Source organism: Aeromicrobium sp. 636 (assembly GCF_024433585.1).
GTDB lineage: Bacteria > Actinomycetota > Actinomycetes > Propionibacteriales > Nocardioidaceae > Aeromicrobium > Aeromicrobium senzhongii.
This window is the reverse complement of sequence record NZ_WNJU01000002.1, coordinates 559,266-573,839: the sequence shown is the minus strand read 5'-3', so window position 1 is coordinate 573,839 and position 14,574 is coordinate 559,266. Positions and strand designations below refer to the sequence as shown.

Sequence of the window (14,574 nt, the reverse complement as noted above, 5' to 3'; positions counted from 1 at the left end):
AACCTAGTGTGAGCGCGGTCACCTCGATGCCCATTCAGGCGGTCGCCAGCGCGCGAGCCTCGGCGTGGGCCTCGTCCGAGTGGTCGTGCAGTGCCGCGAAGTCACGCAGCTCATCGCGGCCGGCCCGGGTCGCCCGCAGCGCGTTGGCGATCGCCACCAGATCGACGACCTCCTGCAGCAGCGCGCCAACGATCGCCGGGATGACGCCGAACGCGGCGACGAGCATCAGCACGACCGAGAGGGCGATACCGGCCCAGATCGACTCCTTCGCGACCCGCAGGGTGCGCTGGCCGACCGACACCGCGACCGCCGCGCGCGAGATGTCGTCCCGGACGATGACGACGTCGGCGGACTGGGAGGCGGCGGTCGAGCCACGCGCACCCATCGCGACACCGACGTCGGCCACCGCGAGGACGGGCGCGTCGTTGACGCCGTCACCGACCATCATCACCGGGCCAGGCTCGGCGTCGCGGACGATCCCGACCTTGTCCTCGGGCAGCAGTTCGGCCTCGACGCGGGTGACGCCAGCTTGGGCGGCAATGTGCGACGCGGTGGGGGCCGCGTCGCCGGTGAGGATCATCCGCTGGCGGACCCCGAGTCGGTCCAGCTCGTCGAGTGTCGCCCGGGCGTTGGCCCGGAGCCGGTCGGAGATGAGCAGGACGCCGGCGAAGACACCGTCGACGCCCACGTAGACGGCGGACTCCCCCGGCTCGAGGTCGGCGACCTCGAACCCGGTCGTGTGGTCGCGGACGAACGAGCCCTTGCCGACGACGACCTCGCGGCCCTCCAACACCGCCGTCACGCCGTGCGTCGCTATCTCGCGGGCCTCGGTTGCGGGGACCAGGCGCAGTCCGCGTGCCTCGGCCGCCTCCCGGATGGAGTCGGCCAGCACGTGACCGGAGTACTGCTCGGCCGAGCCGGTGATCCGCAGCAGCTCGTCCTCGTCGAGGAAGGGTTGCCCGTCGGCTCCAGGCGCCGGCCGGATCTCGAGCAGCTCGGGGCGGCCGTACGTCAGGGTGCCGGTCTTGTCGAAGGCTGCGGTGCGGACCCGACCGAGAGTCTCGATCGTGCCACCGGACTTGACGATGACGCCGTTCTTCGCGGCACGGGACATGCCCGCCAGGAAGGCCACGGGAGCCGCGATCAGCAGCGGGCACGGGGTGGCGACGACGAGCACCTCGGCGAAGCGGACGGGATCGCCCGAGAGCCACCAGGCGAGGCCGCCGATCAGGTAGGCGACGATCGTGAACGGCACGGCGTAGCGATCGGCCAGGCGCACCATCGGCGCGCGGGACTCGGAGGCTTCCCGCACCAGGGAAAGAATGCGGGAGTACTGCGAGTCCTGGGCGGTCGCCGTCGCCTCGAGCACCACGGCGCGTTGGCCGTTGAGCACGCCGGAGAGGATCTCGTCGCCGGTCCGCCGGCTGACGGGAAGCGGCTCGCCGGTCAGCGACGACTCGTCGAAGCCGGCCTCGATCGCGTGTCCGTCCGAGTCGGTGGAGAGGATGCCGTCAACCGGCACCACCTCGGCAGGCCGCACCAGCAGCCGATCGCCGACGGAGATGCTCTCCATCGCGACGTCGCGCGTCGTGCCGTCGGGCAGCAGCAGGTGGGCGACTTGCGGCGCGCGTTCCAGGAGAGCCGAGAGGCTCCGCTTCGCCCGCCCGGCCGCGTAGTCCTCGAGCGCCTCGCCGCCGGTGAACATCAGGCACACGACCAACGCTGCGAGGTACTCCCCGACGAGCAGGGTCGAGGCGATGGCCGTCACGGCCAGGATGTCGATGCCCCAGTGCCCGTGCAGGAGGTCCTTGACCATCCCGATCGAGACCTTGACCAGGACGACTGCGCCGAACACCGAGGCGAACCATTGGGCGGCGTCAGGGGCTCCGGAGAGCTCGAGCGCCAAGGTGCCTGCCAATGCCGCCAGGGTGGCGACGACCCACGGATGAGCCTTGGCCAGCTCCCAGGTCCTCATGTTTGTCGCCTCGCCCCCGCGCGTTCTCGGATCGGATCACCCAACATTCCAGAATACGCGGTCATTGCAGCAGATCCACGCATCGCGGCGGTCGCCGGTCAATTCCAAAAGGGATATTTGTCGGCGCATCTGCGTAGGTTTCCACCCGAGGTCAAGAGAGCCACCCACGCCTCCGGACAGTGGTGGCCGGCAACCGCGTCGCCCGACACGGTGCCTTCCGGAGAAGACCAGGGCCGTCCCGACCGGGACGACCAAGTCGGGCACATCCGTGCCCTCGAGAGAGGAGCCACCATGGCCGAACACCGCACCCGCGACGAACTGAACGAGTTGTTGCGCCACGCGCACTTCATCGCCGTCGGCAAGGGGCACACCGCGAGGTACGTCGAGAAGAACTACCCCGGCTGGCACTGGAACGAGCTGATCGCGATCCTTCGCATCGGCGGGGTGCTGCGCAAGGACGAGAACGAGCGACTCCGGTGCGACCCGAAGGTCGTCGGCGTCCGGTTCGGACGTGGCTCGACGTTCCACGTCGAGTGGGACTGGATGGCCTGATCCACCGCACAGTCGCGACTCAGGCTCGGTGGACCTTCCAGACGCCCATCATGAACAGGCTGATCGCCGAGAGGATGCCCAAGGCCGTCCAGCCGACGACGGTGGCGGACTCCGTTCCGAACTCGACCGGTCCCAGGCTCAGGAGCGCGATGACGGAGCTCACCCAGGCGGCGAGGGCCACGAGCATGCCGATGGTGAGGACGATGCCGCCGAACTTGGACGGCTTGGTCTTCTCCTGGTGGGCTTGGTCCTGCGCTGATCCCACGTGAGGGACGTGCAGATGAGGCACATGCAGTGAGAGGGCCATGACGCACTCCGATCGGTAGAGGTCGCATCGACGAGCCGATCATTCGACAGTACGCCCGCATCTTCCTGGCGCAACAGGTCAAACGCCGTGGGATCAGCGCTGGACCTTCGACGTTGCGAGGGTTGCCGATGAGGTTCGTGACGTCGGTCCTTCCCCTGTGATGCAGAGTTCACCGAGTCCCGGCGAGCAGGGTTCGGGTGGGACACCCCATGGCGCGCCCGGGACCGGCATGCTTGCGCCATGACGAATCTGCACGACAACCGCTATGTCGCGTTGGCCCGCCTGGTTCGCCGCTACGGACGCTCCGACCTGCTGTCCGGAACCCAGCTCGACGAGTTCGACATCGACGACGAGACGCCGCTCGGCGACGCCGAGCGCGCGCAGGCGTTCGCGGACGACCTGGAGAAGATGGGGCCGACCTTCATCAAGCTCGGCCAGCTGCTCTCGACGCGGTTCGACCTGCTGCCCGCGTCGTACACGACCGCGCTGGAGCGGCTGCAGGACGAGGTCGAGCCGATCGACTTCGACACCGTGCGTGAGGTCGTCGAGACCGAGCTCGGCGCCACGCTCAAGGAGCGGTTCAGCGACTTCGACGTCAAGCCCCTCGCCGCGGCGTCGCTCGGCCAGGTCCACCGCGCGGTCCTGCGCAACGGGCGCGAGGTCGTCGTGAAGGTGCAGCGACCTCACGTTCGCGAGCTCGTGCGCGAGGACATGAAGGTGCTGGGTCGCCTGGCGCGCCTGGCCGACCGCCGGACCGAGATCGGGCGCAGCTTCGGCTTCGGTCAGCTGCTCGACCAGTTCCGCCGCTCGCTCGCCGGCGAGCTGGACTACCGCCGCGAGGCCCGCAACCTGGTCACCTTCGGCGAGCTGACCGCCCCGTACGACCTGCTCGTCGTGCCGCAGCCGGTCGAGCCGTACACGACCTCGAAGATCCTGACGATGGACTTCGTCGAGGGCCGCAAGGTCACCGACATCGGCCCACTGGGACTCACCGACGTCGACGCCCGCCCGATCGTCGAGCAGCTCTTCAGCGCGTACCTGCACATGATCCTCGACGCCGGGGTGCTGCACGCCGACCCGCACCCGGGCAACCTGCTGCTCACCCCCGACGGACGCCTGGCCCTGCTCGACCTCGGCATGACGGCCTCGGTCCCCCCACGCATCCAGCACGACATCATCAAGCTGCTGCTGGCCATCAGCGACGGGGACGGCGAGGAGACCTCGTCGATCCTGGCCGCCATGGGCCACCCACTCGACTCGTTCGAGGCCGGCCCGTTCCGCAGCGACGTCGCCCACCTGGTCTCCGAGGCGATCGCCAGCGGCGCGGACGTCGCGGTCGGCGCCGTGCTGGTCGATCTCAGCCGGGTGTCCGGCGCGCACGGGCTGCGCCCGCCGGCCGAGATGTCGATGGTGGGCAAGGCGTTGCTGAACCTCGACCAGGCCACCTCGCACCTGGATCCCGGCTTCTCGCCCACCGACGCCATCCGCGAGAACGCGACCGACATCTCGGCCGCCGGCCTGAAGATGTCGCCCGGCGGCATCGTTGCCGCCGCCATCGAGTCGAAGAACTTCGTGGAGCACCTGCCCGAGCGCGCGAACCGCATCATGGACTCGCTCGCCGACGGCGAGTTCCGCGTCAAGGTCGACGCGATCGACGAGCAGCGACTCCACACCGTGATCCAGCGGGTCGCCAACCGCGTCACGCTCGGCATCATCATCGCGGCCACCATCTTGGGTGCCGCCCTGATGATGCGCGTGCCGTCGAGCTGGACGGTGCTGGGCTACCCGGGCCTCGCGATGCTCTTCTTCCTGTTCGCCGTCTGCGGCGGCATCGCCATGGCGGCCTGGATCGTCATGACGGACCGCAAGGTCGCGCGCACGGACCGCACGGCCGGACCCCCGCGGCCGAGCTGATCGCGCGGAGCGCGGGAACCTGATTGACTGGCCGTGAACAAACGTTCACGCCCCAGCCCCGAACGGATCCCGTGACTGTCTCGACGTCCTCCCCGACCACCATCGCCCAGCCGCCGGAAGCACCGAGGCGCAGCGCCGCGCTCATCGTGGCGACCCTGTCGCTGTGCGGCATCGTCGTCTCGTTGCAGCAGACGCTCCTGCTGCCGCTGCTGCCGATGCTTCCCGACCTCCTGGACGCCTCGGCAGACAGCACCTCGTGGCTCGTGACCGCGACTCTCCTGACGGGCGCGATCGCCACCCCGACCGTGACGCGCCTGGCCGACATGTACGGCAAGCGCCGGATGATGGTCCTGACCCTGGCGATCTCGGTCCTCGGATCGATCCTCGGTGCCTTCAGCGAGGACCTGGTGCTGCTGATCGTCGCTCGGGCACTGCAGGGCGTCGGCATGGCGGTCGTCCCGGTCGGCATCGCGATCATGCGTGACGAGTTGCCGCGTGAACGCATCCCGCTCGGCGTGGCGCTCATGAGTGCCACGCTCGCGATCGGCGCCGGCGTGGGACTCCCCCTGTCCGGCCTCATCTCCGAGCACCTGGACTGGCACGCGATCTTCTGGGCGACCGGCGCGGTCGGGATCGCCCTGCTCATCGCGGCCATGGTGGTGCTGCCCGAGTCCCCCGTCCGCACCCGAGGCAGCTTCGACTTCCGCGGCGCCCTGCTGCTGTCGGCCGCCCTCACCGCCCTCATGCTGGCGCTCTCCAAGGGCTCGCACTGGGGCTGGAGCTCGCCGACGACGCTGGGTCTGGTCGCCGGCGGCGGCGTGCTGCTCGCGATCTGGGTCCCGGTCGAGCTGCGGACGCCGAGCCCCCTGGTCGACCTGCGCGTCTCCTCCCGACGTTCCGTCGTCCTGGTGAACTCCGCCTCCGTGCTCGTCGGGTTCGCGATGTTCGCCAACATGCTGCTCACGACCCAGCTGCTGCAGATGCCCGAGGCCAGCGGCTACGGGCTGGGGCTCGGGATCCTCGAGACCGGTTGGTGGATGGTCCCCAACGCGGCCGCCTTCGGCCTCATGGCACCCGTCTCGGCCTGGCTCACGCGGCGCTTCGGGCCGCAGGTGACGGCGTTGTCGGGCGCGCTCCTCATGGGTGTCGCCTATGCCGCACGCGTGTTCCTCAGCGACGACCTCGCCCAGGTCGTGATCGGATCGGTCGCGGTCGGCGTCGGCACCGCGATGGTCTACGGCGCGTTGCCGACGATGATCATGCGCGCCGTGCCGGTCACCGAGACGGCTTCGGCCAACGGACTCAACGTGTTGCTGCGGTCGATCGGCACCACGAGCGCCAGCGCCATCGTCGCCGCGGTCACCTCCGCGTCCGTCGTGACGATCGTCGGCGAGGAGGCGACGAGCGAAGGCGCGATCAGGCTGCTGTTCTGGCTCGCCGCGGCTGCGGCGCTGGTCGGCGCGGCCGTCCTCTTCCCGACCCTGGGGATGCAGGACTTCGCACCCGAGGCGGATCGTTCCGGGACCGCGACCTCCAGCCGTCCCAACTGCGTGGTGCATGGCAAGGTCGTCGACGCGAACGCCCGCCCCGTGCGCAACGCCGTCGTGACGGTCCTGACCATGGAGGGTGCGGCCGTCGACTGGGGCCACGCCGATTCGGAAGGGCAGGTCGCGGTGGCCGTGCCCGGCCACGGTGACTACTTCATCGTGACGTCCGCCGATGGCTGGCAGCCGCGCTCGCGCATCGTCACCGTCGACGTGGAGACCGGACTGCCGCCCCTGGTGCTGCGCGATCGACTCACCCTCGAGGGCACGATCACCGACGCGGACGGCGTCCCGATCGAGGGGGTGCTCGTGATCCTGACCCATCACGCGGGCGAGGTCGTGACCTCGACCCGCACCGACCACGAGGGGCGGTACGCGGTGCCACGTCCGCCGAACGGGCGCTACGTGCTCAGCGCCATCTGCGACACCGGAGCGACCGGCGCTCGCCCGGTCACCGTCTGGGAGGCCAACCGCACCGCGGACCTCACCTTGGGGACCCCCCTCGCATGACCGCTCCCACCGATCCGGCCGAGCTGAGGGCCGCGGTGTGGCGTGCGGCGGGCGACCTCTTCGCGCGCAAGGGCTTCGGCGAGGTGACGATCCGCGAGATCGCGGCGCTGGCCGGCACCTCTCCCTCGCTCGTCATGAAGGTGGCCGGCAGCAAGGAGCAGCTGTTCCACCGCACGGCAACGATCGCCGCACCGGAGTTGCCGGACGTTCCCGTCTCCGCACTCGGGACGGCGCTCGTCGCCGAACTGGTCGACCGCCAGCGGCGCGGAGATCTGGAGCACCTCGGCCGGGCCATCATGCTGCGCGTGAACGCCCCCGATCCCCAGTCCGTGCGGACGCAGTTCCTGCACGGCTACGTCACACCGCTCGCCGAGGTTCTCGACGGCCCTCGACCGGAGCTGCGTGCCGAGCTCGCCGTCGCCGCCCTGATGGGCTTGGCGACGACCCTGCGATTCTTCGAGTCGCCCGTCCTGCTCGCCGAGCTCGACGCCGTCGAGGCCGTCTACGGTCCGGTCGTCCAACGACTTCTCGACGGCGCGTAGCCCTCCGTCGTCAGGCGTTCGCGCGAGGTCGGCGGCGCGCGGCGCGGCGGATCACCGAGCCGGGCTTCGAGGCCAGCAGCGGGTCCCAGTCCTCGGTGATCTCGGTCAGCTTCGCCTCGTCGACGAAGACCGCGCCGTCCTTGACCTCCTGCTCGAGGTCGCGGCCCAGGATCACGCCCGCCGTCTTCATGCCGCCCCAGATCGTGGCGTTGATGCCGAACATGAACTCGGTACTGGCCCCGCCCAGGAACAGGCCCGGGATGTGCGTCGTGACCTTCGGGCGGAAGGGGCCGAGGTTCTTGAGCAGCGGCGCGATGCCGTAGCAGGAACCGTCCGACGTCAGGGTGAAGCGCTCCTGCGTCATCGGGGTGGACGCCTCGCAGAACACCATCCGCTCGCGCAGGTCGGGGATCATCAGCGAGGCCGTGTCCAGCACGCGCTCGGTGAGCTCGTCCTTGAGCCGGCGGTACTCCTCGTCGCGTCCGTACTCGGCGCCGTCCATCGGGTCGGCGTCGACGTTCCAGAACGCGTGCTCCTTGGGCGCCCAGCTGACCAGCTCGAGCGTCGAGTAGCCCGGAGGCGCCGAGTGCGTGCCCTCCGGATCCTTCGCCGTGGGGCAGCTGATGCCCACGGGCATCTGCTCGGGGCAGCGGCCCGCCTCGACCTCGCGGTAGTAACCGTCGACGTCGTTGTTCGGCCACACCCACGCCAGCGGAGGGGTGTCGCGCTCGCGCAGGTCGACGTCGAGTGCGACGTAGACCGCGAACATCGGCTGCGTCATCTCCAGGTTCGCCAGGCGCTTGCGGAGCTTCCGCGTCAGGTGCTCGTCACCGACCAGCTCGGTCCAGGTCAGCTTGTAGTCGCCCGCTGCCACGACGACGTCGGAGCGGAACTCCTCGCCGCCGCGCAGGCGGACCCCGACGGCTCGGCCGTCCTCGATGAGGATGCGCTCGACGCGCGACTTGGTGCGGACCGTCCCGCCGTAGGACTGGATCACGTCGGTCAGGTGCGCGCCGATCACCTGGCCGCCCCCGCGCGGGTAGTAGGCGCCGTCCTGCAGGTAGTGGTGCAGCAGGCCGCCGTGCATGACCGCGGGCGTGCGGTACGGCGGCCACGTGTAGTCGCCGTTCTCCGCGAGGATCACGGCCTGGGCGTCGGCGCTGAGCCCGCAGGCGTCCATCAGCTTGGTGATCGGGCGCAGTCCCCAGCGCAGCAGCATCCACGGCTTCAGCCGCGGCTCCTCCCCCGCCGAGATGATCCGCAGGATCCGCACGCACCGGCGCAGCCCCTTCTCCTCCTCGGGGAACGCCGCGATCAGCCGCTCGAGGTACGTGTCCCACCCCGTCGGCGTGTGGAACGTCGTGCCCGGAACCATGATCCGGCAGTGGCCCTCGGGGTTCTGGCGCAGCCACTTGATGCGCTCGGTCAGCGCCAGACCGGACAACGCCGTCTGCATCCGACCGCCGGGACCGCACTCCCCCACGTAGTGGGTACCGACGTCGAACTCGAACTTGTTGCCGGCGCGACGGAAGACCTGCGTGCTGCCTCCGACGACCTGGTTCGCCTCCAGCACCAGCACCTTCGTGCCGTTCGCCGCGAGGTACGCCGCGGTCGTCAGGCCGCCGGGCCCCGCGCCCACGACGATCGCGTCCCAGGTCTCGGGACCGGACTCGGGAGCCTCGGTCGAGGGCGTGGCGGTCTGCGTCATGGGTGAATCGCTTTCGAGGGGTGATCTGGAGTCGGACTCCAGTTAACCACGTCTCACGCGTCCGACGGCTGCACGATGAGGCCCTCGAGCAGGACGAGTCCGGCCTCGATCACGGCGGTCTCCACGCGCTCGGGCGCCAACACCAACGCGTCGCGGCGCAGCGCCAGCGCGGCGACACCGTTCCATGAACCGAACAGGAAGAACGACATCAACTCGGGATCGACGCGGCGGATCGCTCCGCTCTCGACGGCTTCGCGGATGCTCTGCTCGAACTCACGCCGGAGCTCGCCGAACCGCTCGACGACCTGGGTCTCGACGGCCGTCGTCGGACCGCGCTCCCCCGTGGCAGTCAGGTACTTCACGACCACCGGGTGGTCGAGCAGCAGCCGCAGGTAGGCCACGCCGACACCGGCGAACCGCTCGAGCGGGGACGTGTCGGCCGCGTAGGCCGCACGCAGGGCATCCGTCGCGACGCCCAGGACCCGCTCCGTCACTGCGGCCAGCAGCCCGTCCTTCGTCCCGAAGTGCACGTACACCGAGGCCGGCGAGACCCCCGCCTGCGCGGCGACGTCCTCGATCCGGATCTCCTCGGGTGCGCGCTGCGAGACCAGGAACTCGGCCGCGTCGAGCAACAGGGCGCGCGTGCGCTCCCTGCGGCGCAATCCCCGCGCCGCGGCGGACTGCTCGGGCTCGCTCACGCCACCACCCTAGGACCGCGGCTCGTTTGTCAGCGGGGATAGCGGGTACAGGACGGGAACCACGTCCGACGGAGAGGGAGAACCATGGAGCGACTGGTCGCAGATCTGGTGGTCGAGCGACTGCGCGCCTGGGGCGTGCACCGCACCTTCGGGTACTCCGGCGACGGGATCAACGGCCTCATGGGCGCCCTGCGCCGCGCCGGGGGCGATCCGGCGTTCGTCCAGGCGCGGCACGAGGAGAACGCCGCGCTCATGGCGGTCGGCCACGCGAAGTACACCGGCGGCGTGGGCGTCATGATCAGCACCCAGGGTCCGGGCGCCGTGCACCTGCTCAACGGGTTGTACGACGCCAAGCTCGACCACCAGCCCGTCGTCGCCATCGTCGGCCAGCAGCCCACCACAGCGCTCGGTGCGGAGTACCAGCAGGAGATCGACCTGAGCGCCCTGTTCAAGGACGTCGCGGCGCAGTACGTCCAGGCCGTGCTCGCGCCCGAGCAGGCGGGGATGGTCCTGGACCGGGCCTTCAGGACGGCCTTGGCGACCCGCTCGCCGTGCGTGGTCATCCTGCCGCACGACGTGCAGGTCGCACCGGCCCCCGAGGTCCCCCCGCACGAGCACGGGGTCGTGCCCACCACGCCGCAATGGCGGCCGCCTCGCGTGATCCCCGCCGACAGCGATCTGGCCGAGGCCGCCGAGGTGCTGAACTCCGGCGAGCGGGTCGCCCTCCTCGTGGGTCAGGGCGCCCGCGACGCGGGTGACCTCGTGCGCACCGTGGCCGAGCGGCTCGGCGCCGGCGTCACGACGAGCCTGCTGGGCAAGCCGTGGTGGGACGAGACCCTGCCGATCAGTTGCGGCGTCATGGGTCATCTCGGCACCACCGCCTCCGGATGGCTGATGGACCAGTGCGACACGCTGCTGATGATCGGCACCAACGACCCGTGGACCGAGTTCTATCCCGCGCCCGGTCAGGCCCGGGCGGTGCAGATCGACATCGACGGGCGACACCTGGGCAACCGCTACCCGGTGGAGGTGGGCCTGGTCGGAGACACCACCGAGACGCTCACCGCGCTGTTGCCGCTGCTGAAGGAGAAGCCGGACACCACGTGGCGGACCGAGGTGGTCGAGCAGGTCGAACGCTGGCACCGCATCGCCGAGGAACGAGCACACGCTGACGCCGTACCGCTCAGCCCCGAGCTCGTGGTCCGCGCCCTCACGCCCCGGCTGCCGTCCGACGCGCAGGTCAGCGTCGACGTGGGTTCGGTCGTCTACTGGTACGCCCGGCACCTGACCCTGCCCCCGGGAGTCCCGGCGCACCTGTCGTCCACCCTGGCCTCGATGGGCTCAGGCCTGCCCTACGGCCTGGCCGCCAAGCTGTCCGCTCCCGACCGGCCCGTCGTCGCGCTCGTCGGCGACGGCGCGATGCAGATGAACGGCATCGCCGAGCTCGTCACCGTCGCCTCGCGCTGGCGGGACTGGACCGACCCCCGCTTCGTCGTCCTGGTGCTCAACAACGGCGACCTCGCCGAGGTGACGTGGGAGCAGCGCGAGACCGAGGGCGACCCCCGCTACGACGTCAGCCAGTCGCTGCCGGACTTCCCCTACGCGGGCTACGCCGACCTGCTGGGCCTCACCGGGATCCGGGTCGAGCGCCCCGAGGACGTCGACGCGGCGTGGGACCGGGCCCTCTCGGCGGACCGGCCGGTCGTGATCGAGGCGATCGTCGACCCCGACGTGCCGCTGCTGCCACCGTTCCCCGGCGGCGAGGAGAAGCTCGAGAGCTTCCACCGCGCCCTGGACCAGGAGGAGGACGCCGCGCACGCGCGCGCCCTGCTCGACCAGCAGGCCGCGCAGGAGGCGGACTGAGGCCGGTGACTCATGGCTCGCTGACGTTGTCCTCGCGCAGGCGCAGGCTCGTCATGACGTCCTCGCGCGGCCACGATGCCCTACGTAGACCGTCGCAGCGGGCGGGCCTGTCGGCCCGGCGTCGGGTCAGAGAAGCCACATCTGCTTGAGCTGACGGCGGGAGGTGATGCCGAGCTTGCGGAAGATGTTGCGCAGATGAGCCTCGATCGTGCGCGGGCTGAGGAACAGCGCAGCACCGACCTCCTTCGAGGTCGCTCCCGTGGCCACGAGTCGGGCGACCTGAAGCTCCTGCTCGGTGAGCGCATCCGCCGCCTGGGCGTCGCGCCGGCGCGGGTGCTCGCCCGTGGCCCGCAACTCGCGCGCGGCCCGCTCGGCGAACCCCGCGGCACCCATCTCCGCGAGCATCCTGTGAGCCGTGCGCAGCTGCTCGCGCGCGTCCTGACGGCGACCCTCCCGACGCAGCCACTCCCCGTAGAGCAGATGGGCGCGAGCGAGGTGGCCGGCCGTCCGCGGCTTGGCCAGGTGCTCGATCGCCTCTCGATAGAGCGCCTCGGCCTCCGACCCGCTGCTGACGAGCGCCCGCGAGCGAGCCGCCAACCCCAGGCCCCACGAGGTGCCGCTGGCCTGAGCGCGCGCGGTGAGCTCAGCCAGCGCCTCGGCGGCGAGCTCTGGCCGGCCCTGGCGGCACGCGGCCTCGACGAGCTCGGTGTGGGGCAGACTGCCGTGGGACAGCTCGGAGGCCTGGAAGGACTGCAATGCCACCTCGAGTGCCGCCGCATAGTCTCCGTGGCCGTTGTGCAGTACCGACATGGCGTACGTGGTCATGAGGCGCTCGGTGCGCTGGGCTGGGCCTTCGGACCCTCGCTCCACGCTCGCTCGGAGCTCGGACGCCTCCTCGGTGGCCCCGCGCCACGCGGCGAGGATCAGATGGGCGTGCAGCTGCGGCAGAGCTCGCGACGGCGCCAGGATCGAGGTCTGGCCCGCCACCAGTTCGGCGCGGGCCAGATCACCGGAGAGCACCGCCATGAGCGACTGGATGAGCAGGGCAGTCGGCAACGTCGCCAGCGCGCCCGCCTCGCGGGCGAGCGCCACGTGCCGGTCGGCCAGCGCGTTGACGAGGTCGTCGTCGAACAACGCTATGGCCGTCCGGCTGGCCAACCCCAGCCAGCGGCGGCTGCCGTCCAGATCGGCACACGGCTCGAGCGCGACCATCGCATCCAGTGCCCTGCGGAGCTCGGGGACGCTGGCTTCGTAGCCTTGCGTGTACATGGTCGTCAGCCCGTCGAGCAGCAGGTCCGCCGGCTGCGGTGGCGTCGGCGCAGGTGGAGCATTCAACGCCGCCTCGGCCGCGACCCGCGGGCCCCATCCAGGTTCCACACCACCGGTGACGATCGCTCCGTCCAACGCGTCGAGGTACGTCTCGCGGGAGAGCACCGGGTCGAGAGGAGCCAGCCCTGCGGCGACCGCCAACAACGCCTTGGGCGGGCTGCTGTGCCGGGCCTCCTGGTAGTCCATCCGGGTGCGCAGAAGAACGGCGCGAGCGCCGTCGAGAGGTTCCAGGTTGACGCCGACGGCAACCTCGATCAGTCGCCGGGCCTCGTCGAACGATCCGGCCTCGTACTTGGCGAGTGCCGCGGCGAGCGAACGCTTCGCGCGCAGCACAGGATCCGGCGTCAGCTCGGCCGCGCCCTGCAAGAACGCCGCGGCCGCCGCCAAGCCACCCCGGGATCGAGCGCGAACGGCCGACACCTCGAGCTCGGCCGCGACCTGCTCGTCGACCCCCTGCACCGCCTGCGCACGGTGCCAGGCGCGGCGATCGGGATCGGACGCCACGGTGGCCTCGGCCAACGCTCGATGCACCCGTCGATGGTCCTGGGGGTTCGCCGCCTGGTACACCGCCGATCGAACGAGCGGATGGGCGAATCGCACCCGGGCCGGGCCGATCTCCAACAGTCCGGCCGATTCGGCTGCCACCGCTGCCTGGACGTCGAGATCCAACCGGGCCGCGGCGCGCTCCAGCAGCGCCGGATCGCCGGTGGGCTCGGCCGCCGCGATCAGCAGCAGCTCCTGCGTGTCGGGAGGAAGGTCCCGGGAGCGTCTCCGGAAGCTGTCCTCGATGCGCCGCGGGACACCCGCGACGTACGGCAAGGCATAGCCTCCGGCCAGCCGCTCGGGTCGCGCGCTGCGGGGCAGCTCCAGCAAGGCCAGCGGATTGCCGCGCGACTCCGCGATGATCTGATCGCGCACGCTCTTGTCCATCGTCACGTTGGTGACCGTCTCCAGGAGCTGGCGCGACTCCGGATCGGAGAGCCGTCCCACGTGGATCTCCGCCAGACCCCGGAAGGGATCGTGATGGTCCCCTTCGGTCTCGCGGCGGCCGAACAGCAACGCCACTCGCTCGGCGGACAACCGACGCGCCACGAAGGCCAGGACCTGGGCCGAGGCCTGGTCGAACCACTGCACGTCGTCGACGACGCACAGCAGCGGCTGCTCGTCCGCGGCATCGGACCAGAGGTTGAGGACGGCGAGACCGACCAGGAACAGGTCGGGGGCGGAGCCGGTCTGCCGCCCGAGGGCCACGAGGAGCGCCTCGCGCTGCGGGTCGGAGAGGATGTCCGCGTGGTGCAGCAGTGGAGCACACATCTGGTGCAGCCCCGCGAACGCGAACTCGGTCTCGGACTCCACACCGCTCGCGGACACCACCTGGAACTGCGCAGCGCCGAGGTCGCGGGCCAGCTCGAGGATCGCGGTCTTGCCGATGCCGGCCTCCCCGCACACCACGAGGCTGCCGCTGCGTCCGGCCCGCGCCGCGGCCAGGAGCTGCTCGACCGCGTCGCGCTCTCCTCGTCTCCCCAGGAGATCAGTCAGTGTCGTCACCTCAGTTCTCGGTGCCCATCGACCAGGTGGCGCGCTCCGCCGTGGTGGTGGTGGTGAACATAGCGGACAGCGGTGGGGCATGGT

The 14,574-nt window shown here is 70.7% G+C and carries 10 protein-coding genes and 1 riboswitch; of the genes, 5 read left to right on the top strand and 5 right to left on the bottom strand.

The window, feature by feature from the left end; translation table 11 throughout:
• Nucleotides 1-34: 34 nt before the first annotated feature.
• A complete protein-coding gene (locus GL325_RS09395; protein ID WP_187769366.1) occupies nucleotides 35-1,975 on the bottom strand; it encodes a heavy metal translocating P-type ATPase in 1,941 nt (646 codons plus the stop codon).
• Nucleotides 1,976-2,124: 149 nt separating this feature from the next.
• Nucleotides 2,125-2,239: riboswitch (SAM riboswitch) on the top strand.
• A 27-nt stretch (nucleotides 2,240-2,266) separates the two neighbouring features.
• Here GL325_RS09395 and GL325_RS09390 point away from each other — a divergent pair.
• Nucleotides 2,267-2,527, top strand: a complete 261-nt coding sequence (locus tag GL325_RS09390; RefSeq protein ID WP_187769365.1) for a hypothetical protein — start codon at nucleotides 2,267-2,269, stop codon at nucleotides 2,525-2,527.
• A 19-nt stretch (nucleotides 2,528-2,546) separates the two neighbouring features.
• Here GL325_RS09390 and GL325_RS09385 read toward each other — a convergent pair whose 3' ends face one another.
• Nucleotides 2,547-2,792 carry a hypothetical protein gene (locus GL325_RS09385; protein WP_187769364.1) on the bottom strand — a complete coding sequence of 82 codons (246 nt, stop codon included), beginning with the start codon at nucleotides 2,790-2,792 and terminating at the stop codon, nucleotides 2,547-2,549.
• Between the two features lie 282 nt (nucleotides 2,793-3,074).
• On the opposite strand from GL325_RS09385, the gene GL325_RS09380 reads away from it, so the two are divergent.
• From GL325_RS09380 to GL325_RS09370, 3 genes are all read left to right on the top strand, one after another.
• A complete protein-coding gene (locus GL325_RS09380) occupies nucleotides 3,075-4,748 on the top strand; it encodes an AarF/ABC1/UbiB kinase family protein (RefSeq protein WP_154596804.1) in 1,674 nt (557 codons plus the stop codon).
• A gap of 71 nt (nucleotides 4,749-4,819) precedes the next feature.
• Nucleotides 4,820-6,802: an MFS transporter gene (locus GL325_RS09375; RefSeq protein ID WP_187769363.1), complete on the top strand. Its 1,983-nt coding sequence runs from the start codon at nucleotides 4,820-4,822 to the stop codon at nucleotides 6,800-6,802.
• Complete coding sequence (locus GL325_RS09370; protein WP_187769362.1) at nucleotides 6,799-7,344, top strand: TetR/AcrR family transcriptional regulator; 546 nt, start codon at nucleotides 6,799-6,801, stop codon at nucleotides 7,342-7,344. Before GL325_RS09375 ends, GL325_RS09370 begins: the two co-directional genes overlap by 4 nt.
• A 10-nt stretch (nucleotides 7,345-7,354) precedes the next feature.
• On the opposite strand, the gene GL325_RS09365 is transcribed toward GL325_RS09370, so the two are convergent.
• Both GL325_RS09365 and GL325_RS09360 read right to left on the bottom strand, forming a co-directional pair.
• Nucleotides 7,355-9,052, bottom strand: coding sequence for an NAD(P)/FAD-dependent oxidoreductase (locus tag GL325_RS09365; RefSeq protein ID WP_187769361.1), 1,698 nt, complete (start codon nucleotides 9,050-9,052; stop codon nucleotides 7,355-7,357).
• Nucleotides 9,053-9,105: 53 nt separating this feature from the next.
• Nucleotides 9,106-9,750: a TetR/AcrR family transcriptional regulator gene (locus GL325_RS09360; RefSeq protein ID WP_187769360.1), complete on the bottom strand. Its 645-nt coding sequence runs from the start codon at nucleotides 9,748-9,750 to the stop codon at nucleotides 9,106-9,108.
• A gap of 84 nt (nucleotides 9,751-9,834) precedes the next feature.
• Here GL325_RS09360 and GL325_RS09355 point away from each other — a divergent pair, with 84 nt between their 5' ends.
• Nucleotides 9,835-11,613: a thiamine pyrophosphate-requiring protein gene (locus tag GL325_RS09355; protein ID WP_187769359.1), complete on the top strand. Its 1,779-nt coding sequence runs from the start codon at nucleotides 9,835-9,837 to the stop codon at nucleotides 11,611-11,613.
• Nucleotides 11,614-11,739: 126 nt separating this feature from the next.
• Here GL325_RS09355 and GL325_RS09350 read toward each other — a convergent pair whose 3' ends face one another.
• Nucleotides 11,740-14,490 carry a LuxR family transcriptional regulator gene (locus GL325_RS09350; protein WP_223111098.1) on the bottom strand — a complete coding sequence of 917 codons (2,751 nt, stop codon included), beginning with the start codon at nucleotides 14,488-14,490 and terminating at the stop codon, nucleotides 11,740-11,742.
• Nucleotides 14,491-14,574 lie beyond the last annotated feature (84 nt).